This is a genomic window from Aquamicrobium sp. LC103, assembly GCF_001014615.2.
Classification (GTDB): domain Bacteria; phylum Pseudomonadota; class Alphaproteobacteria; order Rhizobiales; family Rhizobiaceae; genus LBCQ02.
This window is the reverse complement of sequence record NZ_LBCQ02000005.1, coordinates 179328-201374: the sequence shown is the minus strand read 5'-3', so window position 1 is coordinate 201374 and position 22047 is coordinate 179328. Positions and strand designations below refer to the sequence as shown.

At 63.7% G+C, this 22047-nt stretch carries 18 protein-coding genes; 1 reads left to right on the top strand and 17 read right to left on the bottom strand.

What is annotated here, in order from left to right; all coding sequences use genetic code 11:
• Nucleotides 1-60: 60 nt before the first annotated feature.
• The 11 genes from XW59_RS11560 to XW59_RS11510 form a co-directional block, all read right to left on the bottom strand.
• Nucleotides 61-681 carry a dimethylsulfonioproprionate lyase family protein gene (locus XW59_RS11560; RefSeq protein WP_047145156.1) on the bottom strand — a complete coding sequence of 207 codons (621 nt, stop codon included), beginning with the start codon at nt 679-681 and terminating at the stop codon, nt 61-63.
• A 35-nt stretch (nt 682-716) separates the two neighbouring features.
• Nucleotides 717-2792 carry an ABC transporter ATP-binding protein gene (locus tag XW59_RS11555; protein WP_052958108.1) on the bottom strand — a complete coding sequence of 692 codons (2076 nt, stop codon included), beginning with the start codon at nt 2790-2792 and terminating at the stop codon, nt 717-719.
• Nucleotides 2785-3669: an ABC transporter permease gene (locus tag XW59_RS11550; protein WP_047145157.1), complete on the bottom strand. Its 885-nt coding sequence runs from the start codon at nt 3667-3669 to the stop codon at nt 2785-2787. The genes XW59_RS11555 and XW59_RS11550 overlap by 8 nt, the downstream gene beginning before the upstream one ends.
• Nucleotides 3666-4619 carry an ABC transporter permease gene (locus XW59_RS11545; RefSeq protein ID WP_137327016.1) on the bottom strand — a complete coding sequence of 318 codons (954 nt, stop codon included), beginning with the start codon at nt 4617-4619 and terminating at the stop codon, nt 3666-3668. Before XW59_RS11545 ends, XW59_RS11550 begins: the two co-directional genes overlap by 4 nt.
• An 84-nt stretch (nt 4620-4703) precedes the next feature.
• Nucleotides 4704-6368 carry an ABC transporter substrate-binding protein gene (locus tag XW59_RS11540; protein WP_047145158.1) on the bottom strand — a complete coding sequence of 555 codons (1665 nt, stop codon included), beginning with the start codon at nt 6366-6368 and terminating at the stop codon, nt 4704-4706.
• Between the two features lie 396 nt (nt 6369-6764).
• Nucleotides 6765-7094, bottom strand: a complete 330-nt coding sequence (locus XW59_RS11535) for a hypothetical protein (RefSeq protein ID WP_348639308.1) — start codon at nt 7092-7094, stop codon at nt 6765-6767.
• Nucleotides 7091-8425: an acyclic terpene utilization AtuA family protein gene (locus XW59_RS11530; protein ID WP_047145159.1), complete on the bottom strand. Its 1335-nt coding sequence runs from the start codon at nt 8423-8425 to the stop codon at nt 7091-7093. Before XW59_RS11530 ends, XW59_RS11535 begins: the two co-directional genes overlap by 4 nt.
• Before the next feature lie 93 nt (nt 8426-8518).
• Nucleotides 8519-9208: an FMN-binding negative transcriptional regulator gene (locus XW59_RS11525; protein WP_082137535.1), complete on the bottom strand. Its 690-nt coding sequence runs from the start codon at nt 9206-9208 to the stop codon at nt 8519-8521.
• A 26-nt stretch (nt 9209-9234) separates the two neighbouring features.
• Nucleotides 9235-10923, bottom strand: coding sequence for a hydantoinase B/oxoprolinase family protein (locus XW59_RS11520; RefSeq protein ID WP_047145160.1), 1689 nt, complete (start codon nt 10921-10923; stop codon nt 9235-9237).
• Between the two features lie 108 nt (nt 10924-11031).
• Entirely contained in the window at nt 11032-12612 is a 1581-nt protein-coding gene (locus XW59_RS11515) for an acetolactate synthase large subunit (protein WP_047145161.1), read from the bottom strand.
• Nucleotides 12612-14603, bottom strand: coding sequence for a hydantoinase/oxoprolinase family protein (locus tag XW59_RS11510; RefSeq protein ID WP_047145311.1), 1992 nt, complete (start codon nt 14601-14603; stop codon nt 12612-12614). Before XW59_RS11510 ends, XW59_RS11515 begins: the two co-directional genes overlap by 1 nt.
• Before the next feature lie 112 nt (nt 14604-14715).
• On the opposite strand from XW59_RS11510, the gene XW59_RS11505 reads away from it, so the two are divergent.
• Nucleotides 14716-15633 carry a LysR family transcriptional regulator gene (locus tag XW59_RS11505; RefSeq protein ID WP_047145162.1) on the top strand — a complete coding sequence of 306 codons (918 nt, stop codon included), beginning with the start codon at nt 14716-14718 and terminating at the stop codon, nt 15631-15633.
• 98 nt (nt 15634-15731) lie between these two features.
• Here the strand turns inward: XW59_RS11505 and XW59_RS11500 are convergent, their stop codons facing one another.
• The 6 genes from XW59_RS11500 to XW59_RS11475 are packed head-to-tail and all read right to left on the bottom strand — an operon-like array spanning nt 15732 to nt 22024.
• Nucleotides 15732-16841: a DUF917 domain-containing protein gene (locus XW59_RS11500; protein ID WP_137327015.1), complete on the bottom strand. Its 1110-nt coding sequence runs from the start codon at nt 16839-16841 to the stop codon at nt 15732-15734.
• Nucleotides 16831-18378, bottom strand: coding sequence for a hydantoinase/oxoprolinase family protein (locus XW59_RS11495; RefSeq protein WP_047145164.1), 1548 nt, complete (start codon nt 18376-18378; stop codon nt 16831-16833). The genes XW59_RS11500 and XW59_RS11495 overlap by 11 nt, the downstream gene beginning before the upstream one ends.
• Nucleotides 18379-18394: 16 nt before the next feature.
• A complete protein-coding gene (locus XW59_RS11490) occupies nt 18395-19276 on the bottom strand; it encodes an ATP-binding cassette domain-containing protein (protein WP_047145165.1) in 882 nt (293 codons plus the stop codon).
• Nucleotides 19273-20118, bottom strand: coding sequence for an ABC transporter ATP-binding protein (locus XW59_RS11485; RefSeq protein ID WP_047145166.1), 846 nt, complete (start codon nt 20116-20118; stop codon nt 19273-19275). The genes XW59_RS11490 and XW59_RS11485 overlap by 4 nt, the downstream gene beginning before the upstream one ends.
• Complete coding sequence (locus XW59_RS11480) at nt 20115-21002, bottom strand: ABC transporter permease (RefSeq protein WP_047145167.1); 888 nt, start codon at nt 21000-21002, stop codon at nt 20115-20117. Before XW59_RS11480 ends, XW59_RS11485 begins: the two co-directional genes overlap by 4 nt.
• Nucleotides 21002-22024 carry an ABC transporter permease gene (locus XW59_RS11475; RefSeq protein ID WP_047145168.1) on the bottom strand — a complete coding sequence of 341 codons (1023 nt, stop codon included), beginning with the start codon at nt 22022-22024 and terminating at the stop codon, nt 21002-21004. The genes XW59_RS11480 and XW59_RS11475 overlap by 1 nt, the downstream gene beginning before the upstream one ends.
• Nucleotides 22025-22047 lie beyond the last annotated feature (23 nt).

Genomic DNA, 22047 nt, shown 5'->3' with positions numbered 1-22047 from the left:
GAGCTAGGTATTCGCGACGCGCCCGATCTCCAGCAGATAGGGCCGGAAAAACCGCTTCTCCTACCCGCGGCCCGTCGCGCCAATCGGCAGGCACCAGAGCGCCAGAAGCGGGTCGCTCGTGGTGGAGCGCATTGCGTGGATCATGTCGGGCTCGTTGTAGAGCGTACCGCCCACGCCCGGCGTGAACCAGTCGCCGCCACCATGCTTGAACTGCCCATTCGTCAGGACAAGGTAGGCCTCTTCCGGCGGATGCCGGTGGTCGGGATAGCGGACATCGGGCGCGAGCAGGGAAAGGCCGACCCATATATCCGGCCGGTCTTCGAGCGCGCCAGGCCCGACGATCATCGCATTGGCGTGGCCTTGCGCATAGGAGGCGCTGGCCGTCGGCTCCCCCGCGCTGCGCACCCGCCAGCGCAGCAGCGGATCGAGATCGCGGATGCGGTCCGCCAGCGTTGCGAGATCGCCGCCCGTCCTGCGCGCGGGTTCCAGCGCGTCCTCCAGAAACCGGCTCGCGGCGACACGCTCGACCGGTTTGCCGGACGGCGGATGCACCGTCTCAAGCGCATCGAAGACGCGATCGACACAGGCCCTGGTCCGGGCGTCGGGATCCGCCGCCAGATAGCTGCGCCGCGCCCCATCCAGAAAAGCCTGCAGCGCTATCGGCCGTGTATTCAGGGTCATGTCTGGTTTCCTCGACTTTCGTGATGCCGGTTCGATTATCGCTCGGCCAGCGCCGGATGCGCGGCCGGGAGGCTTGTTTCCCTTGCGGGCCTTGCCGCGCCCGCCCGTTGAAGCCGTGCGAGCTCGGCATAGGGAATGTGGCAGCGGATGCCGTGGCCGTCTTGCGCCTCGGCGAGCGGCGGCTCCGTGGTCTCGCAGATTGCGCCGACCTTGCGCGGGCAGCGGGTGTGGAAGACGCAGCCGCCCGGCGGGTTCGCCGCGCTCGGGATCTCGCCGTCCAGCCGGATGCGCGTATTCTCCCTGCGGTCCAAGCTGGGCGCAGCCGACAGAAGCGCCTCCGTGTAGGGGTGGTGAGGACCGGCAAAGACTTCCTCGGAGGGTCCGAGTTCCATGATGCGGCCCAGATAGAGCACCGCGATCCGGTCGGAGAGATAACGCACGACCGCCAGATCGTGCGAGATGAAGATGTAGCTGGCATCTTGCTTCGACTGCAGATCCGCAAGGAGGTTGAGGATCGCCGCCTGAACCGAAACGTCGAGCGCCGAGGTCGGCTCGTCGCAGACCACGATGCGCGGATCGCCGGCGAAGGCTCGGGCGATCGCCACGCGCTGTTTCAGGCCGCCCGACAGCTGGCGAGGCTTGACGACCAGATGGCGTTCGGTCAGGCGCACCGAACGCACGAGCTCGTCCAGCCGGTCCTGCAACTGCCTGCCCCTCAGGCCGGCTAGCCGCTTCAAGGCACGGCTCAGCAGATGCCGGATCGAATGCGAGCGGTTGAGCGCGGAATCGGGGTTCTGGAAAACGATCTGCAGCGCCTTGATCTCGGCGTCGGTGCGATCGCCCAGCCGTGGCGCCAGTGCCTTGCCGTCGAGTTCGATGTGGCCACCCTGATCCGGCGAAACCAGACCGAGCAGCAGCCGCGCGAAGGTGGTCTTGCCGCTGCCGGATTCGCCCACCAGACCGAGCGTCTGTCCGCGCCGCAGATCGAGCGACAGGTCCTTGACCGCTCGCAGCGCATGGCCGTGGCCGTGGTAGGTCTTGTTCAGGCCATCGACACGCAGGACGGCTTCCGACTGGCCTGCCGGGGGCATTGCAAACTCGACCCGGGCCGGCGTCGCGCGCGGCAATTCCTGGGCCCGCTCGTGGTAGTGGCAGCGCGCCAGACGCCCGCCGAGGTCATGCAGCGGCGGCGGCGTGGTATGGCAAAGGTCGGTCGCCAGCGCGCATCGCTCGGCGAAGGCGCAGCCTTTGATTGTCGCGCCGATACTGGGCAGATAGCCGGGGATCGTGTCGAGGCGGCCCTGGTCCTTTCGCTGGTCGCCGCGAGGCAGGCAGCGTAGCAGCGCGACGGTGTAGGGGTGGCGCGGGTCGTTGAAGACGACGTCCGTCGGCCCTTCCTCGACGAGAATGCCGGCATAGAGCACGCCGACCCGGTCGCACATCCGGGAGACGACCGCGAGATTGTGGCTGATGAACAGGATAGAGGCGGAAAGCCCGCGCCGGAGCTCGGCGATGAGATCGAGCACTTCGGCTTCGACCGTCGCGTCGAGTCCGGTCGTCGGCTCGTCGAGGATCAGCGTCGAGGGGTCCTTGGCGAGCGCCATGGCGATGGCCACGCGCTGCTGCATGCCGCCCGACAATTGGTGCGGATAGCGTTGCATGACGCCCGCCGGATCGGAGATGCGGACGCGGTTCAGCATGGCGAGCGCGCGGTCGGTGGCGGCCTGACCGGAAAGGCCGCCGAGTTCGAAGACTTCCGTCAGTTGCCGCCCGATGCGGATCGACGGGTTCAGCGCCTTCCCCGGGTCCTGGTAGACCATGGCCACGCGTTCGGCGCGCGTGCGCCGCAACGCCTCGGGGCCAAGCCGCATCACATCCTGACCGTCCAGCGATATGGTGCCCGAGGCCACCTTGCCGTTGCGCGGCAGGTAGCGAACCACCGACAGCGCCACCGTCGACTTGCCGCAGCCGGACTCGCCGACAAGGCCATAGGCCTCGCCCCTGGCGATCGTAAAACTGAGGTCGCGCAGGACCGCGCGGTCTCGCCTGCCCACGCGATAGGCGACGGAGAGGTTGTCGAGTTGGAGTGCGTTCGCGGCGATGTCAGTCATTGAATGCTCCATGCACGCCATCGGCCACGAGGTTGACGCCCACCACCACGGAAGCGATGGCAAAGCCGTCGAACAGGACTGTCCACCAGTAGCCTCCGCCTATCAGACCGTAGTTCGTCGAGATGCTGAGCGCCCAATCGGGCGACGGAGGCTGAATGCCGAAGCCCAGAAAGCTGAGGGTCGCGACGGCGAAGATCGCGTAGCCGAGGCGCACCGTTGTCTCGACCAGGATCGGCGGCAGGACGTTCGGCAGGATTTCGACGAACATAGTGTGGAAGGCGCTTTCGTGCCGTAGCTGCGCGGCCGCGACATAGTCCAGCTCGCGTTCGGCAAGGACGGCAGAGCGAACCGTGCGCGCGATGATCGGCGTGAAGGCGATGCCGATCACGATGATGACCGTCAGTTTCGACGTGCCGATAGCCACGATGATGAGCAGCGCCTTGATGACGACCGGTATCGCCATGAAAGCCTCGAGGAAGCGGCTGACGATCTCGTCGAGGATGCCGCGAAAGTAGCCGGTGAGGAGGCCGAGCGTCGTCCCGGCAATGGTCGCAAGCAGTGTTGCCAGCGGTGCAACGGTCAGGATGTCGCGCGAGCCGACGATCACGCGCGAGAAGACGTCGCGGCCCAGCTGGTCGGTTCCGAACCAGTGCTCGCCCGATGGTGGAGCCAGAGAGTTCAGAATGTCGCTGGCGAGCGGATCATACGGCGTGAAATGCTGGCCGAAGATGGCGCATGCTATCCAAAACAGCACGATGGTTGAGCCGACGAGGAACGTGCCCGATCGGCTCAGCGAATGGAGCGTGTCGCCCCAGGCTCCGCGCGGAGCCGTCGTGTCGAGCGCGGTTGTGCTCGCAGGATGTTCGATTGCGCTCATTGGTCGGCCCTCAGCCGGATGCGGGGATTGAGCAGGGAGTAGAGAATGTCGGCGACCAGCGTCGCGACCGTGTAGACGATGCCGATCGTGAGGACGCCGGCCTGAAGCATCGGGAAATCCTTGCCGCTGGCGGCGGTGTAGACGAGTGATCCGATGCCCTGGTAGCGGAACAGCGTCTCGATCACGACGAGGCCGCCGATGAGGTAGCCCGCCTGCGTCGCGACGACCGTGATGGTCGGCAGCAGCGCGTTGCGCAGGACATGGCGCCAGACGACCGTGCGCCAGGGCAGGCCTTTCAGCACGGCGGTTCGCGTGTAGTCGGAATCGAGGGCCTCGACCATGCCGGACCGGGTCATCCGCGCGATGTAGCCGAACAGGGAGAGGAACAGCGGCAGCGCCGGCAGGATGAGATAATAGAGCTGCGTGAAGAACCCGGCATCGCTGGGCCAAGCCGCGGAGATCGGAAGCCAGCCCAGCCAGATGCCGAGGATCAGCACCAGAACGATACCCGTCACGAATTCCGGAAGCACGGTCATCGAAAGGCCGCCGATGCTAATGATGCGATCGAGTGGCCGATCGACGTTCAACGCCGCGACCACGCCGCCGAGGATGCCGACCGGCACGACCATCAGGAAGGCGACGAGCGCCAGCTTCAGGGAATTGCCGAGGGCATCGACGATGAAGCCCGACACCGGCGCGCGGAAGACATAGGATGTACCCATGTCGCCCTGGATGAAATTCCAGATCCAGCTACCGTACTGAACCAGCAGCGGGCGGTTGAGCCCGAGCGATTCGTTGAGGACATCGACCGCCTGCTGGTCTGCAAGGGGACCCAGTATGGCGCGGCCGACATTGCCGGGCAGCACCTGCCCGCCGATGAACACCATCACGCTCAGCAGGAAGAGCGAGATGAGCGAGAGTCCCACGCGTCGTGAAAGAAAGCGGAAGATGACGACGTCTCCTGTCTGGTGGCACGCAGGAAAGGCCCGGTGCGGCCCTTCGCGAAGGGCCGCAGGTGAGCCGGTCGTGGAGCCTCAGGCCTTCGAGGCCCGGTCGAGATAGAGCTGTCCCATCGCGGTCGCCTGCACGCCGCTGACGGATTTCGATTTCGCGGAAATGTGCTCGGAGAAATAGGCGGAGATGATCGGCGTCTCTTCGAGCAGCAGCCTCTGGATCTGGCCGGCGGCAGCCTTCTGCGCCTCGAGGTCGAGAGCACCGATATAGCTCTCCGCCAGCTGGTCGTACTGGCTGTTCTTGAAATGGGCGGCATTCCACTTCCCCTCGCTGCCGAGCGGCGCCGTCAGATAGACATTCGGGACGCCGCGGTGGCCGTAGACCGTCAGACCCATCGGTGAGTCCAGCCAGGGCGACTGGCCGAAGACCGACTGGCCGTAGAAGGTGGCGTTGTCGAGCAGGTTGAGATCGATCTCGATGCCGATCTCCTTGACCCAGGCCTGCACCAGCTGCGCATGTTCCGGCAATTCCAGATATTGCCGGCTGGTCAGGATCATCTTGAAGCCGTTGCCGACACCGGCGGCCTCCAGCAGTTCCTTCGCCTGCGCAAGGTCGCGCTCGCGCTGCGGCACGGTCTTATCGGTGGACGGATAGGCCGGCGCGAAGGGGCTGTCGTTGCCGACCTGGGCGCGGCTTTTCTTCAGGCCCTCGACCAGTTTCGGGCGGTCGATGCTGAGAGCAACGGCACGGCGCACGCGCGGGTCCTTGAACGGATCCATGTCACAACGCATGTGCAGCTGGGTGTGCGAGACCGCCGGCAGGCCCACGACCTCGATGTTCGGGTCGCCCGCCAGCGCAACCGTGTGGAGCACGGGAACGATGTTGATGATATCGACCTGTCCGCCGCGCAAAGCCAGGAGCTGGGGCTGGATATCGGAGAAGAAGGTGAACTCGGTGCGCGCGGGTAGCGCTTTCTCGCCCCAATAGTCCTCGTTGCGCACGAAGGAGGCGCCGACCTTCGCCCTGTAGCTGTCCAGCTTGAACGGTCCGGTGCCATCGAAGGTTTGCTCATAGTCGCCGGCATAGCTCGCGGGCAGGATGATGGAGGTGAAGTTGTCCGACGAGACGAGATACGGGAAATTGCCATTCGGGGCGTCGAGGTGGAATTCGACCGTGTGGTCGTCGACCTTCCTCGTGGCCCCTTTCTGGAGCACGCCGCGGAACACCGACAGTGCGCTTGACGCGTTGCCGGTGTCGGTCAGGCGGTCGAAGGTCGCCACGACATCGTCCGCCTTCATCTCCCCGCCGCTGTGGAACTTCACGCCCTTGCGGAGGGTGAACGTCCAGACATCGCCCTTGTCGTTCGGTTTCCAGCTCTCCGCCAGCATCGGGCGAAGGATCAGGTCCGGGCCGTCCAGACAAAGGAACTCGCCGACCTGCTGCAGCATCAGCAGGCCACCGATGTCGATGACCGTCACGGGATCGATGGCGGCGGCGGGCATCTGGCAGGCAACCCGTATCGTGGCTCCCGGCGCGCCCTGCGCGATGGCCTGCGTCGGCGCGAGGCCAAAGCCCGCGGCCGCGCCGACGCCGCCGAGAAACGGAAGCGACAGGCCCAGCAGGCTGCCATGACGGATGAACTCGCGGCGGCTGACCCGGCCGTCGACAAGCCCATCGATGAGGTGGTTTTCAAGTGCAGTTCTATTGCGCCGGAAAGTGTCGAGTAAGCGGAAATCCCTAGCCATGTTCACGTTCCCCTGTGATGTCCACTATCGTGGATCTTGAGCTTGAGCCACGCGACCTTCTCCCCTATCGCGCTCGGTGATGTGGTCCCCGCATCCGTAGTTTGCCGTTTCGCCGGCAACGCCAGGCTGCTGCTCACACCGATAAAAAATTCTCCTACATGAACTGATGCGTCAAGAGAGTGAATTTATGCGAACATGTCAAGCTGGAAGCCCGGGGGGACGTGATTTGCAAAGCAATGTCCTCGCGACGCCGGGTTTTGCGTAGAACCTATCACCGATAGGCCTGCCACAATGATCGATTCTTTGGCATGATTTAGCTCGTTGGCGGATAGAGCGAGGCCCTGTGTGCTGCCGACGAGGTTTGCTTGCTCCGGCGACACTATGCAGGGAGCTATGTCAGCCTTCGGATGCGTCGCCGGGCATGCCGAGTTCGAGATCCAGCATCACGGAGCTGAGACACTTGCCATGCGGATCCAGCGCAAGCGATCGCGTCACGCCAGAAGACAGCGCGTCGTGCAGAACGAAATTCAGGATTCCCAGATGAGGCAGCTCATAACGCTGCACCGCGCCCCGCACGATGTGGCCGAAGTGTTTGCGGACGCGTTCAACCGTCACATTGCATCGCAGTACATTGAAATCGGACTGCTGGCGGGCAATCACCGAAATCTGGGAGATGCCGCCCTTGTCGCCGGCGCGTGAATGAGCAAGTTCGCGCAGAAGCATCATGCGATTTCCAGCTCGACATGCGGATCGGTCAGCCGTCGATCGATCAGCGTGGAGACGATCGCGATGACCTGCCTTGCGGATTTGCTTGCCCCGCCGCCGCCGGCGGGACCATTGGTGTAGAGTGTTTCAACCTCGTTTCCGACCGCCTGCGCCTGCTTCAGCGTCTCTGTCCGGGCCACGACGCGAACCCTCACTTCGCGTGGTGTCGAAGCGATCCCCTCGCGCGGGTTTACGGCATCCACCCCGATCAACTCGTAGCGCGTCTCGATCAGCGGCAGGTTCATCAGCTTGAAACGCTCGGCGATGATGTCGATGGCAAGGCGGCCCCGTTCCACGGCGCCGGAGCCGGCGTAGGAGATCTGCCCTTCACCGGCGAAACTGTCCCGGTAGCCCACCGACACTTTCAGATGCGGCGGCTTCGGCTTGCCCCTTGCACCAGACACCCGGACGCGATCCGCTCCCACCACCTCCAACTCAACCGCCGAAAAGTCGGCGATCACGTCCGGTTGAATGTAATTCTCCGGATCGAGCACCTCATAGAGAAGCTGTTCGCGGCAGGTCTCCAGCGTGATCGCGCCGCCCGACCCGTCAACCTTGGCGAGGATCGCCGTTCCGTCGGCGGACACCTCCGCATATGGGAATCCGAGGCGAGCCAGATCCGGGACGTCCTTGTAGCCTGGGTCGGCGAAATAGCCGCCGGTCAGCTGCCCTGCGCATTCGAGCAGGTGGCCGATCAGCGTGCCCTGCCCCAGGAGGTCCCAGTCGTCCCGCGCCCAGCCGAATTCGTGAACGAGCGGGGCGAGGAACAGGGCCGGATCGCCGACACGGCCCGTCAGGACGACATCCGCACCGGCGGCAAGCGCTTCCACGATGCCGTCGATCCCCATATAGGCGTTCGCCGATATCACCCGGTCTCCAAGCGTCGACAGATGCGCCGGGTACTCGAGGATTTCGGCTGCTTCCATGTCAAGTTTCGATAGAACGTCGTCACCCATAACCGCGGCGACCTTCAGCCCTGGCAAACCCATGCGGCGCGCGAGTTCGATGACTGCCGTACCGGCAGCGGCCGGATTGGCTGCGCCCATGTTGGTGATGACGCGTGTACCGCGCTGTCTGCACAGTTCGAGGATCGCTTCGAACCGCTCGGCAAGAAGGGGATCATAGCCGCCTTGCGGGTCGTCCGCCCTGCGCTCCTGAGCGAGCGCGATCGTACGCTCGGCGAGACACTCGAACACCACGTAGTCGAGCCCGCCCTTGTCGATGAGCTCCACCGCCGGCTCGATTCTGTCGCCAGAGAACCCCGCCCCAGCTCCGATCCTGACAGTCTTCATTGTTCAGCCGATATGATGTTTATGATTGTTCCGCCGCTCTCGCGAGCATTTGTATTGAAGGCAGCCCGGCCGCGAAAAGCCCGTTCGTAAACGCTAATCCTTCGGAACCGTACCTTCGATGACGTCACGGATGTTGTAGCCCGCGCGTTTTCCGTCTCCCGTGCAGGTCGAGAGCATGTATTGCGCGATTGCCCGCGTTGCCTCCGTATTACGCGCCATCAGGCCCGCGGCAGCGCCACGCTTGTCGGCATCGCCGTAGTGCTGCGTCAGCTTGAACTTCGGCTCCAGCTTGGTCACGCGCAACTCGAACCCGATGATGTGGGGGACCAGCGCGGCGCGCCGGTCGGCGGGATAGGTGTTCAGATCCCATTGCGTGGGCAGTTCCCGCTCATTGGTAAGGATGAGATCGTTGACGACCTTGTTGGTGTAATCCTCGTTTTCCGCGAGATGCACCGTGCCCTGAACATGAACCACCACGTAGTTCCAGGTAGGGGCGGCCGGATTGCCCGGCGTGTACCACTGAGCCGAGATGTAGGCGTTCGGACCGTTGAATATGATCGTTGCCTCGGGACTGTCCCGCAATGCCTTCCAATGGTCGTTGGAGCGTGCGAAATGACCGCGAATCGTCTTCAACTCGCCGTTTTCGACATCCACCAGCAACGGCACGTGGGTGAAATACGGCTCTCCGTCATGCACCGAAACGATCAGCCCGAAACGGAGCCTCTGCATCAGCTCGATGGCTGCTTCCTGTGGGTAGGCTACGCGGGCGGGCCGGTAGAACATCGGTCGTCTCCTGTTCTCGCGACCCGTCAGGCGGCCTTGTCGCCGGATCCGACGGGAAAATGCGGATAGTTGGTCTTGACGAATTCGCCCGAGACGATGCCGTCCGCCAGATCGTCGACGATGGCGGACGCAGCCCTTCTGGACGGGTCGCCCCAACCGGCGCCGCCGCCGACCGTCAACACGACCACGTCCCCCTTCTGAAGGTGAACGAGATCCGTCGTCGGCAGCTTGATGACTTCGTCTCCGCGCAGGATCGTCAGCGAGCCGAGCGAGGCGTCCCTGCCGCCGTTGGCGCCACGCGGCGGATAGACGAAATGGTCCGAATAGTAGCTCAGCACCACATTGTCCTCGAGCACCTCGATGCCGCGCGAAAAGCCCAGCCCGCCCCGGAACTCGCCCGCACCACCGCTGTCCTGCACCAGTTTGTAGTGACGCATGCGAATATGCGGATGTATCTGCTCGATCGCTTCGATGGGCGTGTTGCGGCTTGAACTGAGAATGCCGGCCAGCGCGTGTGCGCCATCATATCCCTTCGCGGCGCCATACCCGCCGCCGAGCACGTCGCCATAGATGCGCATCGGCGCATGCTCGCGCTTCTGGGTCAGATACAGCCCGGTGGTCGAGTTGTAGCCCTGTGCGGGCACCCGGTCCGGTATCACCTGCGCGAGCGCCGCATGGATGGCATCGACGATGCGATAGGATGCCTCGATGCGCGCGCGTACGGGCCGTCCCGGCTCCGGGTTGATGAGGGATCCCACCGGCATGTGAATGTCCAACGGGCGGTTGCAGCCGTCATTCGCGGGAATGTCCTTGTCGGCGAGGATACTGCGTATGGCCGATGACGCCGAAGCGAGGGAGGATGCCTTCGACGAGTTGAACATGCTGGCAACCTGCGGCGCGGTGCCCGTGAAATCGAGCCCGATGGTGCCATCGTTCACGGTGACCGTAACCCTGACCTCCAGTGGCTCATTGCCGCGCACATCCGCGTCGATGCAGGCCGAGCCGGTCCAGCTTCCGTTCGGAATGGTCGAGATCGCCGCTCGCATCCGGCGCTCGGCATAAAGCAGCGTCTTCGCCATCGCGTCCTTGATCGCCCGCGCTCCGACGCGCCCGGCAAGTTCCTGCACACGCTCTATGCCGACGCGGTTCGCGGCGAGCTGCGCATAGAAATCGCCGCGCCCCAGCTCGGCGGTCCGAACGTTCGCGAAAATCAGCCGTTCCAGCGGTCCTCCATGGAAATCACGCGAGACTTGGACGCGCAGCGGCGGAATGATAATGCCTTCCTGGATCAGTTCATCGGCATCGATGTTGATGCCCGCACCGCCGCCCCCAACATCGAGATGGTGAGCCGTGTTGCCGGCCCAGCCAATGAGTTCTCCCTCGACCATGATCGGCTGGAACACGATGAAGTCGTTGAGATGCTGCCCGCCGGCATAAGGATCGTTCAGAAAGATGGCTTCGTCCGGTCCGATACCGGAGAGATCGAGCTGCGCAGCCGAACCGCGGAAAGCTTCGCTCAGTCCGCCATTATGGACGGGGATCATCTCCGCCTGGGCGATCACGTTGCCTTTCGCGTCGAGGAGCGCGGTCGAGCAGTCGCGGGCCTCGCGCACGATGGTCGAGAACGCAGACCGAACGAGGATCGCGCCCATCTCATCGGCGATGGCGTGAAATGCGTTGGCGAGGATGGCGAGCTGCGTGTTGTCCTGTTCCATGTCCGGCCTGCAATTCGTTGTTTTCCGGCTGCTTTCGACTAGTAAAGAAGCCACCAAATGCTGTGAAATCGATATTTCGGTGCCATTTAGCGATTAGGTCGCACAAATTTACGCAACCGCAGCCTCGATCAGAAACGGCCCGCGCCGGTTCAACGCCGACGCCAGCACGTCTCCGAAGCGCGCCGAGGTGGTGACGCGTTCGGCCTCGACACCGAGGCTGTTCGCGAGCTGCGTCCAGCCGATCTCTGGCTTGTCGAGGTCGAGCATTCTACGGGCGTTCTCACCGGGCGTAGCGATGCCCATTCTCCGCATTTCGCCATGCAGGATGGCATAGCTGTTGTTGGCGAAGACGACGGTGACCACGTCGAGCGCCTCGCGTGCTTGCGTCCAGAGCCCTTGCATGGTGTACATCCCGCTCCCGTCCGCCTGCAGCGTCACGACCTTGCGATCAGGGCATGCGACCGCGGCTCCAGTCGCCATCGGAATGCCGATGCCGATCGCGCCGCCCGTCAGTTGCAGATAGTCGTGCGGAGCGCCATACGTGGAATGATCGTAAAACCCGACTGAGGTGATCGCCTCGTCGCAGACGATGGCCTGTTCGGGAAGGAGATTGGCAAGGATGCGGTTGACGGCGTCGACGGTCAGAGCGCCGTCCACGGGCAAGTCGGGCACATGCCGGTCGAATGGCGGCGCCACTTCCGGAGCTCCTGCTCGCTCTGCGAATTCCTCCAGCGCAGCCAGAAGGTCCGCGTCGCGCGTGGCAAGTGTCATGACTTGGCAGCCGTCCGGCACCTGTCGGCCCGACTGGCCAGGGTAGCCGAAGAAGGTGACCGGTTCGCGCGCATCCACCAGCGCGAGCAGTTCGATGCCGGCCAGTTGCCGGCGGCCGATATCGCCGTTGAACGACAAACGCTCGATGCCGAAGCGGCCATGGCCGCGCTCGATGCGTCCGTTCGCGCCTTGCGCGAAAACCTTGATGCCGCGCCGCATGAGCCTGCCGGCGATCGCGAGATGCGACTCTCTCAGGGCCTTGCCGGACAGGACGATGCCGACTTGCCTGCCGGCAGCCACGGCGTCGGCGACCAGCGCTGCGACACCCGCATCGGCCTTTGAGACTGCCGGAGCCTGCAATATCGACATGGCAGGAGCCGGATCGGTTGCAGACCAGGCAACATCCGCCGGCAGGACAAGCGTCGCCACGCCTTTGGTCATGCTGGCCCGCCACGCGTCCGCGACATCGGCGGCAACGCGATCGGACGCAGTCATTCGGCGCATCCAGTTCGACATCGGGGCGGCAAGCGAATCTATGTCGCTGGTCAGCGGCGCATCGAGCGGCAGATGCGTGGTGGAATGATCTCCGACCACATTGATGATCGAGGTGCCCGCGCGCTTCGCATTGTGCAGGTTGGCGAGCCCATTCGCGAGCCCGGGACCGAGATGCAGGAGCGTCGCCGCCGGCCTGTCGAGCATGCGTCCGTAACCGTCGGCGGCACCCGTGACCACGCCCTCGAACAGGCCAAGGATGCACCGCATCCGCGGCTGCCGGTCCAGCGCCGCGACGAAATGCATTTCGGAGGTGCCGGGGTTGGCAAAGCAGGTGTCGACACCATGGTCGAGAAGGGTTTCGCAAAGCTGGTCGGCGCCGGTCCACGGAGCAGCTTCGCCGGCTCTGTCGGGATTTGCAGTCATCACAGCTTCTCGAGCAGGAGATCGCCGCTTTCGAGACAGGATACGCACCATCCTTCGGGCACCACCGTGGTCGAGGTCGGCTCCTCCAGAACCACGGGGCCGCCGACGGACTGTCCGGGCAGGAGCGAGGAGCGGGACATGAACGTCGCCGGAATCGTTTTTCCGGCGAGACGTATGACGGCCGCTTCGCGCACTCCATCTCCGGCACGGACCGGCGTTTCGATCTTCGACCTGCTCTTCTGGATGATGCGGGCGCGCAGGTTGACCACCTGTACCGGCAGATTGCCGCGGGCGTAACCGTATCGCGCCTTATGCTCGGTTTGAAAGACGTCGTTTATCTCCCGCGCGGTCGCCGCCTTCATGTCGCGCCATAGCGTGAGCTCGTAGCCCTGTCCGGCGTAACGCAGATCGAGTCCGGCCTGCACCTCGTAGGTGCCTTCGGCGAGGTCCAGCTTCTCCGCCTCGGTGACGCACAGCGCCTTCAATTCTTCGATACTATCGAAGTTCAGACTCTCGTCCGAAAGAAGTTCGATCCGGGCCTGGACGACATCGACGATAAGATCGGCGACGAGAAGGCCGAACGCACTGGAAATGCCCGGGGACCAGGGAATGAGAACCTTGCGCATGCCGACTTCGTCGGCAACCATGGCGCCATGGAGCGGCCCGCCGCCGCCATAGGCGACCAGCGTGAATTCGCGTGGGTCTATGCCGCGCGCGGTCGAAACGAGACGCACCGCGGCCGCCATGTTGCTGTTGACCATGCGCAGCACCGCATCGGCACGTTCTTCCAGCCCGCCGGACAGTTCAAGCTTGCCGAGCGCATCGCGGGCCCGGTCCATGCTCAGTTCCATCTGACCGCCGAAGAAGCGCTGCGGCCGCAGCAGACCTGCGACGAGCTGAGCATCCGTCACCGTCGGCAGATCGCCACCGCGGCCATAGCAGGCGGGACCCGGAAAGGCCCCTGCGCTCGCAGGCCCCACATTGAGGAATCCGCCGGGATCGATCGAGGCGATGCTGCCGCCTCCCGCTCCCACCGTCGCCATGTCGAGCGCCGTGGTGCGTATCGGCAGGCCATCCACGATCAGTTCCGGAACGATGCGCGCATCGAGATTCTTGGCGATCGCAACGTCCGTGCTCGTCCCGCCCATATCGAGGGTCAGGATGTCGCTGATGCCGTTGCGCTGCGCAAACCAGATCGCCGCGCGGATGCCTGCTGCAGGGCCGGAGAGCAGCATGCGCACCGCATTCTCGCCTGCCGCGCTTGCCGGCATGATGCCGCCATTCGACTGGATGATCCGCAACGTACCGTCATACCCACCCTCGCGCAAACGGTTGCCCAACCTGTCCACGTAACCCTTCACCATAGGCCCGACGAAAGCGTTGACGACTGTGGTCACAGTCCTCTCGTATTCCCGAAATTCCGGCGAGACCTCATGGCTGGTAAAGACATCGACATGAGGAGCCCTGCGTCGGATCAGATCGCGAAGCTGCCGCTCGTGCTGGGGCGCGCGGTAGCTGTGGAGCAGGCAGATGGCGATGGAGCGGACGCCCTCATCGAGCAGCGCCTGGATCTCGGACCACGCCTGCTCCTCGTCGAGAGGCGTGAGAACGTTGCCCGCCCCATCGACGCGCTCCGCGATCTCGCGCACATCGCGGCGGCGAAGCGGCGGGCGGGGCTTGTTATAGAACGACGTGTAGATGTTGCCGAAGCGGTCATGCGTTCCGATTTCCACGACATCGCGAAACCCCTCGGTGGTCAGCAGTCCGGTCATCGCACCGCACTGCGTGAGAAGGGAGTTGGTCGCGATGGTCGAGCCGTGCGAGAAGTGGCCGATCCTGTCGAGAGGCACGCCGGCCGCCACGATCGCGTCGAGAACGGCCTGCTCAACCTGAAGCGGGGTCGAAGGCACCTTACCCGTCGTCACCGTGCCGTCCTCGCGCATCCATACGAGGTCTGTGAAAGTTCCGCCTATTTCCACCCCAACACGCATGCGCGATTCCAATGCAACGTCCCTTCAGTCCATCTGAGCTGGCAATTCCGATTTACGGAGATCGATCTAATCTGTTAAATCGAGAATTCTGGCTTATTCAGAAGGAATTCCGATGGATATTTCGAAGCGCGATCTTGAGCTTTTTCTCGCGCTTGCCGAGGAGCGGAGTTTCACGCGCGCAGCATTGAAGTGCAACCTGTCGCAATCCGCGTTGAGTTCGCGCATCCGCCTGCTCGAAGAAGGTCTGGGAGTGGTGCTGTTCGATCGCACGACACGGGCGGTCGAGCTGACGAATGAAGGACGGCTTTTCGAGACTTCCGCCCGCCGGCTGCATACGGAACTGTCCGAAGTTGTGGATAATTTCCGCGATCATGCAGCGCGGCGGCGCGGCAGGGTGAAGATCGCAGCGCTGCCGTCGATCTGCGCGTCGTGGCTTCCCAACGTCTTCGTCAAGTTCCGACAGAAATATCCGGGCATCGAATTGTCGCTGATCGACGGCCTGTCCCAGCTTTGTCTCGACAAGCTGCGGTCCGGCGAGGTCGATTTTGCCATAACGTCGGCGACGGAAGCCGGCGAGGACCTCCAGGCCACGCTCATCGGCACGGATTACTTCCATCTCGTATGCCCGCTCGACCATCCCCTGCTGGACAAGGAAACAATCACAGCAGGGGATTTGACGGAGCACCCCTTCGTCCAGGTCGGACGGCGCAGCAGCGTGCGTCAGCATATCGATGCGGCCTTGCATCCGATCGTGCTCGCGACCCGGCTCGAGGTGCAGTACATGGGAACCATCGCAGGCATGGTCGAGGCCGGCATAGGGATCGCCCTGGTTCCGGCACTCTCGCTATGGCAATTCCGCCGGCCGGGCCTGACCTCGCGGCCGGTGTTCATCCCCAACCTGTCGCGCTCGCTCCATCTTCTCAAGCGGCGTGGCCACGCCATGTCGCCGTCCGCGCAGGCGCTCTACGAACACGCGCTTCAGAATCGCAAAAGCCTCGATGCGCTGGCGGAGACCGGCGATCTGCCATAAGCGTGTCGCCGGAAACGAAAGTAGTTTCAGCCGCGGGACGACAACAACCAGATCGTAGCGCCGCGGCACGATTGGCGTCGGTCGCAGGCCGTGGCGCCCTACGCCGCGGCCTCATGCGTGAAGGCGAGAGGACTGAAGGACAGTTCCGGATAGCCGAAAGCTTTCGGTCCCACCACCTTGAGCGCCTCCGGCGTCTTCAGAAGCTCATGGGCCGGCAAGCCGATCACCGCGATGCGCTGGCCGTAAGGCAGAACCTCCGTGGTCAGCGGCTCGCCGGTGTCCAGCTCCACGTTTATGATCAGATCCGGCACCGTGACGACCGCCGTGCCGTCGATCCACAGGACGAGGTTTTCGTTCTGGATGGCGATACGTCCCTCTGACCCCATCCACTGATCGACGCCTGCGATGACTGCATGCCCGCGCGAAAAACCGCCGGTAAGCTCACGCTGGATGTCGGTGATCTTGCCGGCGAAGAACAGCGTCCCGCCAGTCGCCTCGACGACGCGCTCGACGACGTTCTGCCGCTTCGCGCGCGCATCCAGCACGGTCTGGCCGATATCGATGGCTTGCGTGATCGTGCTTGGTATCGCGGCTCGGCGCACGAACTCCATCGACATCGGCGAACCCGCCGCGCCAGCCCCCGCGCCCATCGACACGGTGATGTTGCGCATCAGCCGCTCGCGCCAGACGGCGTCGACCGTGTGCTGGACGACCACCACGTTTCCCTTGTCGTCGGCAAGCGCGGAAGGGCCCTCCTTGCGACCGCCATAGATCGAGAAGGTGGTCATCTGTCCTTCCGGGAACGCGCGCCCCATGCCGTCGCCGTCGATGACCGGCAGTCCGGCCATGGCCGCGGCGATGATGGGCGCCATCGCATTCGCCCCGCCGATCTCGACCGGAATGAGCGCCGACATCTTCTTGCCTGTCGCATCCTCGATGGCTCGCATGGCGCGGTAGCATTCGCCGCCCTCCGCCAGTTTTTCGAAGCCGACCACCGGCGCGCCAATTCCACCGACTGCGCCGATCCACGCCTCGTCCGGCAGCGCATCGAGCGGGAGGATCCGCGCATTTCCACCCTTTCGCAGCACTTCGCGCGTGCGCAGCATGCCGAGATAGGGATTTCCGCCACCGCCGGTTCCCAGGAACGCTGCGCCGATCGACAATGGGACAAGATCCCGCTCCGTGAGGGTATAGCCTTTAGCCGACATGAAGTTCACCTACTGCCTTGATACGAATGCGGGTGGCGTTGCCGGGCAGGTAGGCCAGCGGCACGTCCTCGACATCCACGATCTCGATTGTCTCGCGGTCCGCGCCTGCGGCAATGGCTGCGTCGACCGCCTGCGCCTTGGCGTCATCCAGAGCGTGATCGCGCGTCATCTGCGAAAGCACGTAGACGCGGTCGATCTCGCCCGACACCTGCGCGATAGCCGCGCCGACCGCGTTGGCGACCGCGTAGTGGTTCGGCTTGATCACCTCGAGGTCGCCGATGGGTCCGTCCACGAGAATGGAGCCTCCGCCCACGACAATGACCGGCAGCGGCGCGTCCGACAGGCGCGAACGCTCGACGCATCCCTCGAGCATCTCCTGCATCTTTTCGCGAACCTTGCCGACGAAGGCCGGAGACAGATGCGTTACTCTGGAACGGTCTCCAAGATCTGCGCTGCCCGAGGCAACCACGACATCGGACGTGGTTAGCGTCGAACCGCCGAAAATCAGTGCATCCTTGACCAGCCTGTAGCCGACCGATGTCGGGCCGACCTGGACGCCAGCCTCGGATTCGACGACATGCGAACCGCCGCCGAGCCCGATGGAGAACACATCCGGCATGCGGAAATTGGTGCGCACACCGCCAATCTCCACCGCGGTCGTCGCCTGCCGCGGGAAGCCCTTGTGAAGCGAGCCGACATCCGACGTCGTGCCGCCGATGTCCACGACGATCGCCTCCTTAACGCCGGAAAGAAAGGCCGCGCCGCGCATCGAATTGGTCGGTCCTGAAGCAAAGGTGAGAACCGGGAACTTTTCCGCGAACGCCGCATCCATAAGCGTTCCGTCGTTCTGGGTCAGATAGAAACGCCCCTTGATGCCCGTCTCGGCAATGGCCTTGCGAAAGGCATCTATCACATGCGTGGAGAGTTCGCGCAGGCAGGCGTTCATAATTGCCGCGTTTTCGCGCTCGAGCAGGCCGATACGGCCGATCTCGCTCGACAGCGTGATATGGACGCCGGGTATAGCTTCCTCGAAGATCGCGGCGGCTCGTTGCTCCAGCTCGGCGCTCACCGGCGAGAACACGGATGTAATGGCGATCGTACGAATACCGCGCGATGCGATCTCGCCGGCTATGCCGCGCAGTTCTTCCTCGTCCAGAAGGGAAATCGGCCGGCCGTCGAACTCGTTTCCGCCATGCGCCAGCCACGCATTGTTGCCGATTGCCGCCTTGAGATCGTCCGGCCAGTCCACCATCGGCGGCAGCGAAGCGGTTGCCGGAAGACAGAGCCGCACCGCGGCCGTCGCGGCGAGATCACGCCGCTGCACGACGGCATTGGTGAAATGCGTCGTTCCGATCATCACCGCGTCGATCGCGTCCGGCTTGAGGCCGGACGCATCGAGAATGCTGCGCAGCGCATTGACGACGCCCGTCATGACATCCTGGGTGGTGGACGCTTTAATGCCGGCGATCACGCCCGACGTGTCCATCGCGACAGCGTCCGTATTGGTCCCACCGACATCGATGCCGATCCTTATCATTCTGGATATCCTTTGATTATGCTTCGCCGCCGCCCGCCTTGCGCAGGGCGAGCAGTTGTTCGGCAGTGGGAATCTCGCCGTCGATCAACGGAATGCGCGGCCGCATCGCCTCTTCCTCGGCCGAAACGACCGGCACCGATGCGAGGAGCAGGCGCGTGTAGTCGTGGCGTGGGTTCTCGAATACCACCGACGTACGGCCGGTCTCCACGAGGCTGCCAAGATACAGCACGCCCACCTTTTCCGCGAAGTTCCGCATCAGGCTGAGATCGTGCGATATGAAGAGGAAGGTGAGATCGAGTTGCCTGCCCAGATCGACGAGCAGATCGATGACCTTGGCCTGAACGGAAACGTCGAGCGCCGAGGTCGGCTCATCGAGCACCAGCAGCTTCGGTGCGACCGCCAGCGCCCGCGCGATCGCCACCCGCTGCTTCTGCCCGCCGGAAAGCTCGTGCGGATAGCGTTCGGCATAGCTGGCGGGAAGTTGCACCATGTCCAGCAGTTCCGTAACGCGCCGGGCGCGATCGGCGCGCGGGAGCCCGTTTGCGTGAAGCGGCACGGTGATTGACTGCGACACGCTGCGGCGGGGATTGAGCGACGATCCCGGATTCTGGAAAACCATCTGGACCTTGCGCCGATGGGCTGGCGAACCGCCGGTCGAGCCGATATCCTCGCCGTCGAGCAGGATGTCGCCGCTGGTGGGCGGCGTGAGGCCCATGATCATCCGGGCGATGGTGGATTTTCCCGAACCACTCTCGCCTGCCAGACCGTAGACCTTGCCTCTCCCGATCGAAAAGGAAACGTTGTTGACCGCCTTGACTTCGCCCGTCAGCCGCCCGAAGGGGGAGCGGACAGGAAAGGATTTGCAGAGATCGATCACCTCGAGAACAGGCCGGATCATCGCATCGCCTCCACCGTTCCAAAACGGGTCTCTCCGGTAAGGCGCGGCACCGCCGCTATCAGCGCTTTCGTGTAGTCCTCCTGCGGCGCGGCGAACAGATCGGCCGTCGAGCCGTGTTCCACCACCACCCCCTTGTTCATCACGTAAACGTAGCTGCACGTCTCGCGCACCACGCCCAGATTGTGTGTAATCATGAGGAGCGCAAGGCCGCGTTCCTCGACGAGATCTTTCATCAGCTTCAAGATCTGCGCCTGAGTCGTCACGTCCAGCGCGGTTCCCGGCTCGTCGGCGATCAGAAGCTTCGGTTCGCTCAGCAGCGCCATTGCGATCAGGACGCGCTGGCGCATGCCACCCGAAAGCATGATCGGATAGGATTGGAAGACGCGCTCGGGATCCCGCATCCTCACCTGTCCCAAAACCTCCAGCACGCGCACCTTTCGTTCGCGAGCCGACCGTGTCCGCCCCAATCGCCGATCGGCATATTTGAGGATCGTGCGCATCTGGTCACCGATGGTGAAGACTGGGTTCAGCGACGTCATCGGATCCTGGAAGATCATCGACATCGCGGTCCCGCGCAGCGCCACCCGCTCCTTGTCGGGCATGGTGAGAAGATCGCGACCGTCGTAGTACATCTCGCCGGCCGTGATCCGGGCCAGCGGCTGGCGCAGAAGACCCATGATCGCCTTCATCGTCACGGTTTTGCCAGAACCGCTCTCTCCGACCAGCGCGATCTGGGAATGCGGCGGGATGTCGAGATTGATGCCCTTGAGAACCTTATGGGTCTGGTTGTAGGTCGTGAAGTCGACGTGGAGGTCACGAACGCTGAGGAGGGCGGAACTCATCGCACATCCTCGACATCAAACATGTCGCGCAACCCGTCACCCAGCAGGTTGAAACCGAGCGAGACGAAAAGGATCGCGCAGCCGGGAAGAACCGATTCCCACCAGTAGCTCGGCAAGAACGCGGCACCCGAGGCAACCATCGTGCCGAGATCGGGCGTCGGCGGCTGGATGCCCAGTCCAAGAAAGGACAACGTCGAGCCGATCAGTATGACGAAGCCGGCATCGAGCGAGGTTTTCACGGCCAGCGCGGAAACGCAGTTCGGCAGGATTTCCCTGAACAGGATGTGGAACTTGCTCGCACCGAGAGTCTCGGCCGCCTCTATGTAATCCTGGACGCGGGTCTGCCGTGTGATCGAATAGATCAGCCGCGCATGCCATGTCCACCATAACGCGGCGATGGCTATCATCGACGTCAGCAGGTCCGGGGAAAGTACGGCGGCGACCGCCATCACCATGACGAGACCGGGGATCGCCAGCGCGATGTCGGTAAAGCGCATGATGACGATCTCGACCCAGCCGCCGTAATAGCCAGCCAGCAGACCGAGGACCGTGCCGACCGGCACGGCCGTTGCGAGCACCACCAGGGCCAGCAGCAATGAGATTCGCATGCCGAACACCACGCGGGTGAAGATGTCGCGACCGACATTGTCTGTACCGAACCAATAGTCGGCGGACGGAGGCAGATGGCGCTCCCGGAAGTTGACCACCGCGCCGACGTGCTCGGGATAGGGCGTGATCAACGGCGCGAAGATCGCAGTCAGGATGCAGATGATGACGATGGCGGTACCGATCACCGCGCTCGGATTGCGCGAGAAGCGGTACCAGTTCTGGTAGGCGTTTGAGAGCCGCTGCGGCTCGGCGGCGAGTTCGGAAAGGTGGGCCATCACCGCCTCCCTCTGATGCGCACCCGCGGATCGACATATCCGACGAGGATGTCGATGACGAGGTTGACGATGACGAAGAAAACCCCGGATACCATCACGACGCCCATCACCGCGTTCAGGTCCTTTTGCAGGATCGCGCGGACGCCATAAGCGGCCATGCCGGGCCAGGCGAAGATCAGTTCCACCACGAATGCGTTTCCGATCAGCGCGGAGAACTGAAGGCCGAGGATGGTGAGCGGCGGTACGAAGCTCGGCCGCAGCGCGTATTTGAAGACGCGCACATGTTCGGGCACGCCGAAGGCGCGGTTCGCTTCGATGTAATCCTGACCGGCGACGTCGATCATGGAGGCTCGCGTGATGCGTGCAATCTGCCCCATCGAGGCGAGAGACAAGGCGATGACCGGCAGCAGCAGGTGGCGGATCGCTTCGAAGAATACGTCCGGCCGTCCCCTGAGCACCGAATCGATCAGGAGCATTCCAGTCAGGTCTGCCGAGAAGTCCATGCCGGCCGGCAGCCGGCCGGTCGTCGGCAGGATATGCAGCACGTAGCCTGCGAGGATCTGCAACAGCAGGGCTTTCAGGAATGTGGGCGTGACCGCGGAGAAGATCGACACGAACTGAACCACATGGTCCGGCCATCGATTGCGCCAGGTTGCGGCCGCCACCCCCATCGGCGCGCCGCAGACGAGCGCAACTGTTATCGTCACCAGAACCAGTTCGAAGGTGGCGGCGAATGTGTCGCGGATATCGGCGGTGACGGACCTTTCGGTCAACAGGGATCGACCGAGATCGCCCTGCATCAGCCCCCCGACGAACAGCCCGAACTGCTCGATCAAGGGCCTATCGAGCCCAAGCCGGTCACGGAGAAGCTGGACCTGTTCGGGCGTCGCAGCAGGGCCGAGAGAAATGCGCGCTGGATCGCCGGGAATGCCCCGAGCGATCGCGAAGATGATGATGGACAACCCGAAGAGGACGAGCAGCGACCACAATGCGCGTTTTAAGAGAAAGCTGGCGAATTCCATCCGTGATGTCTGGCCTATCTGGG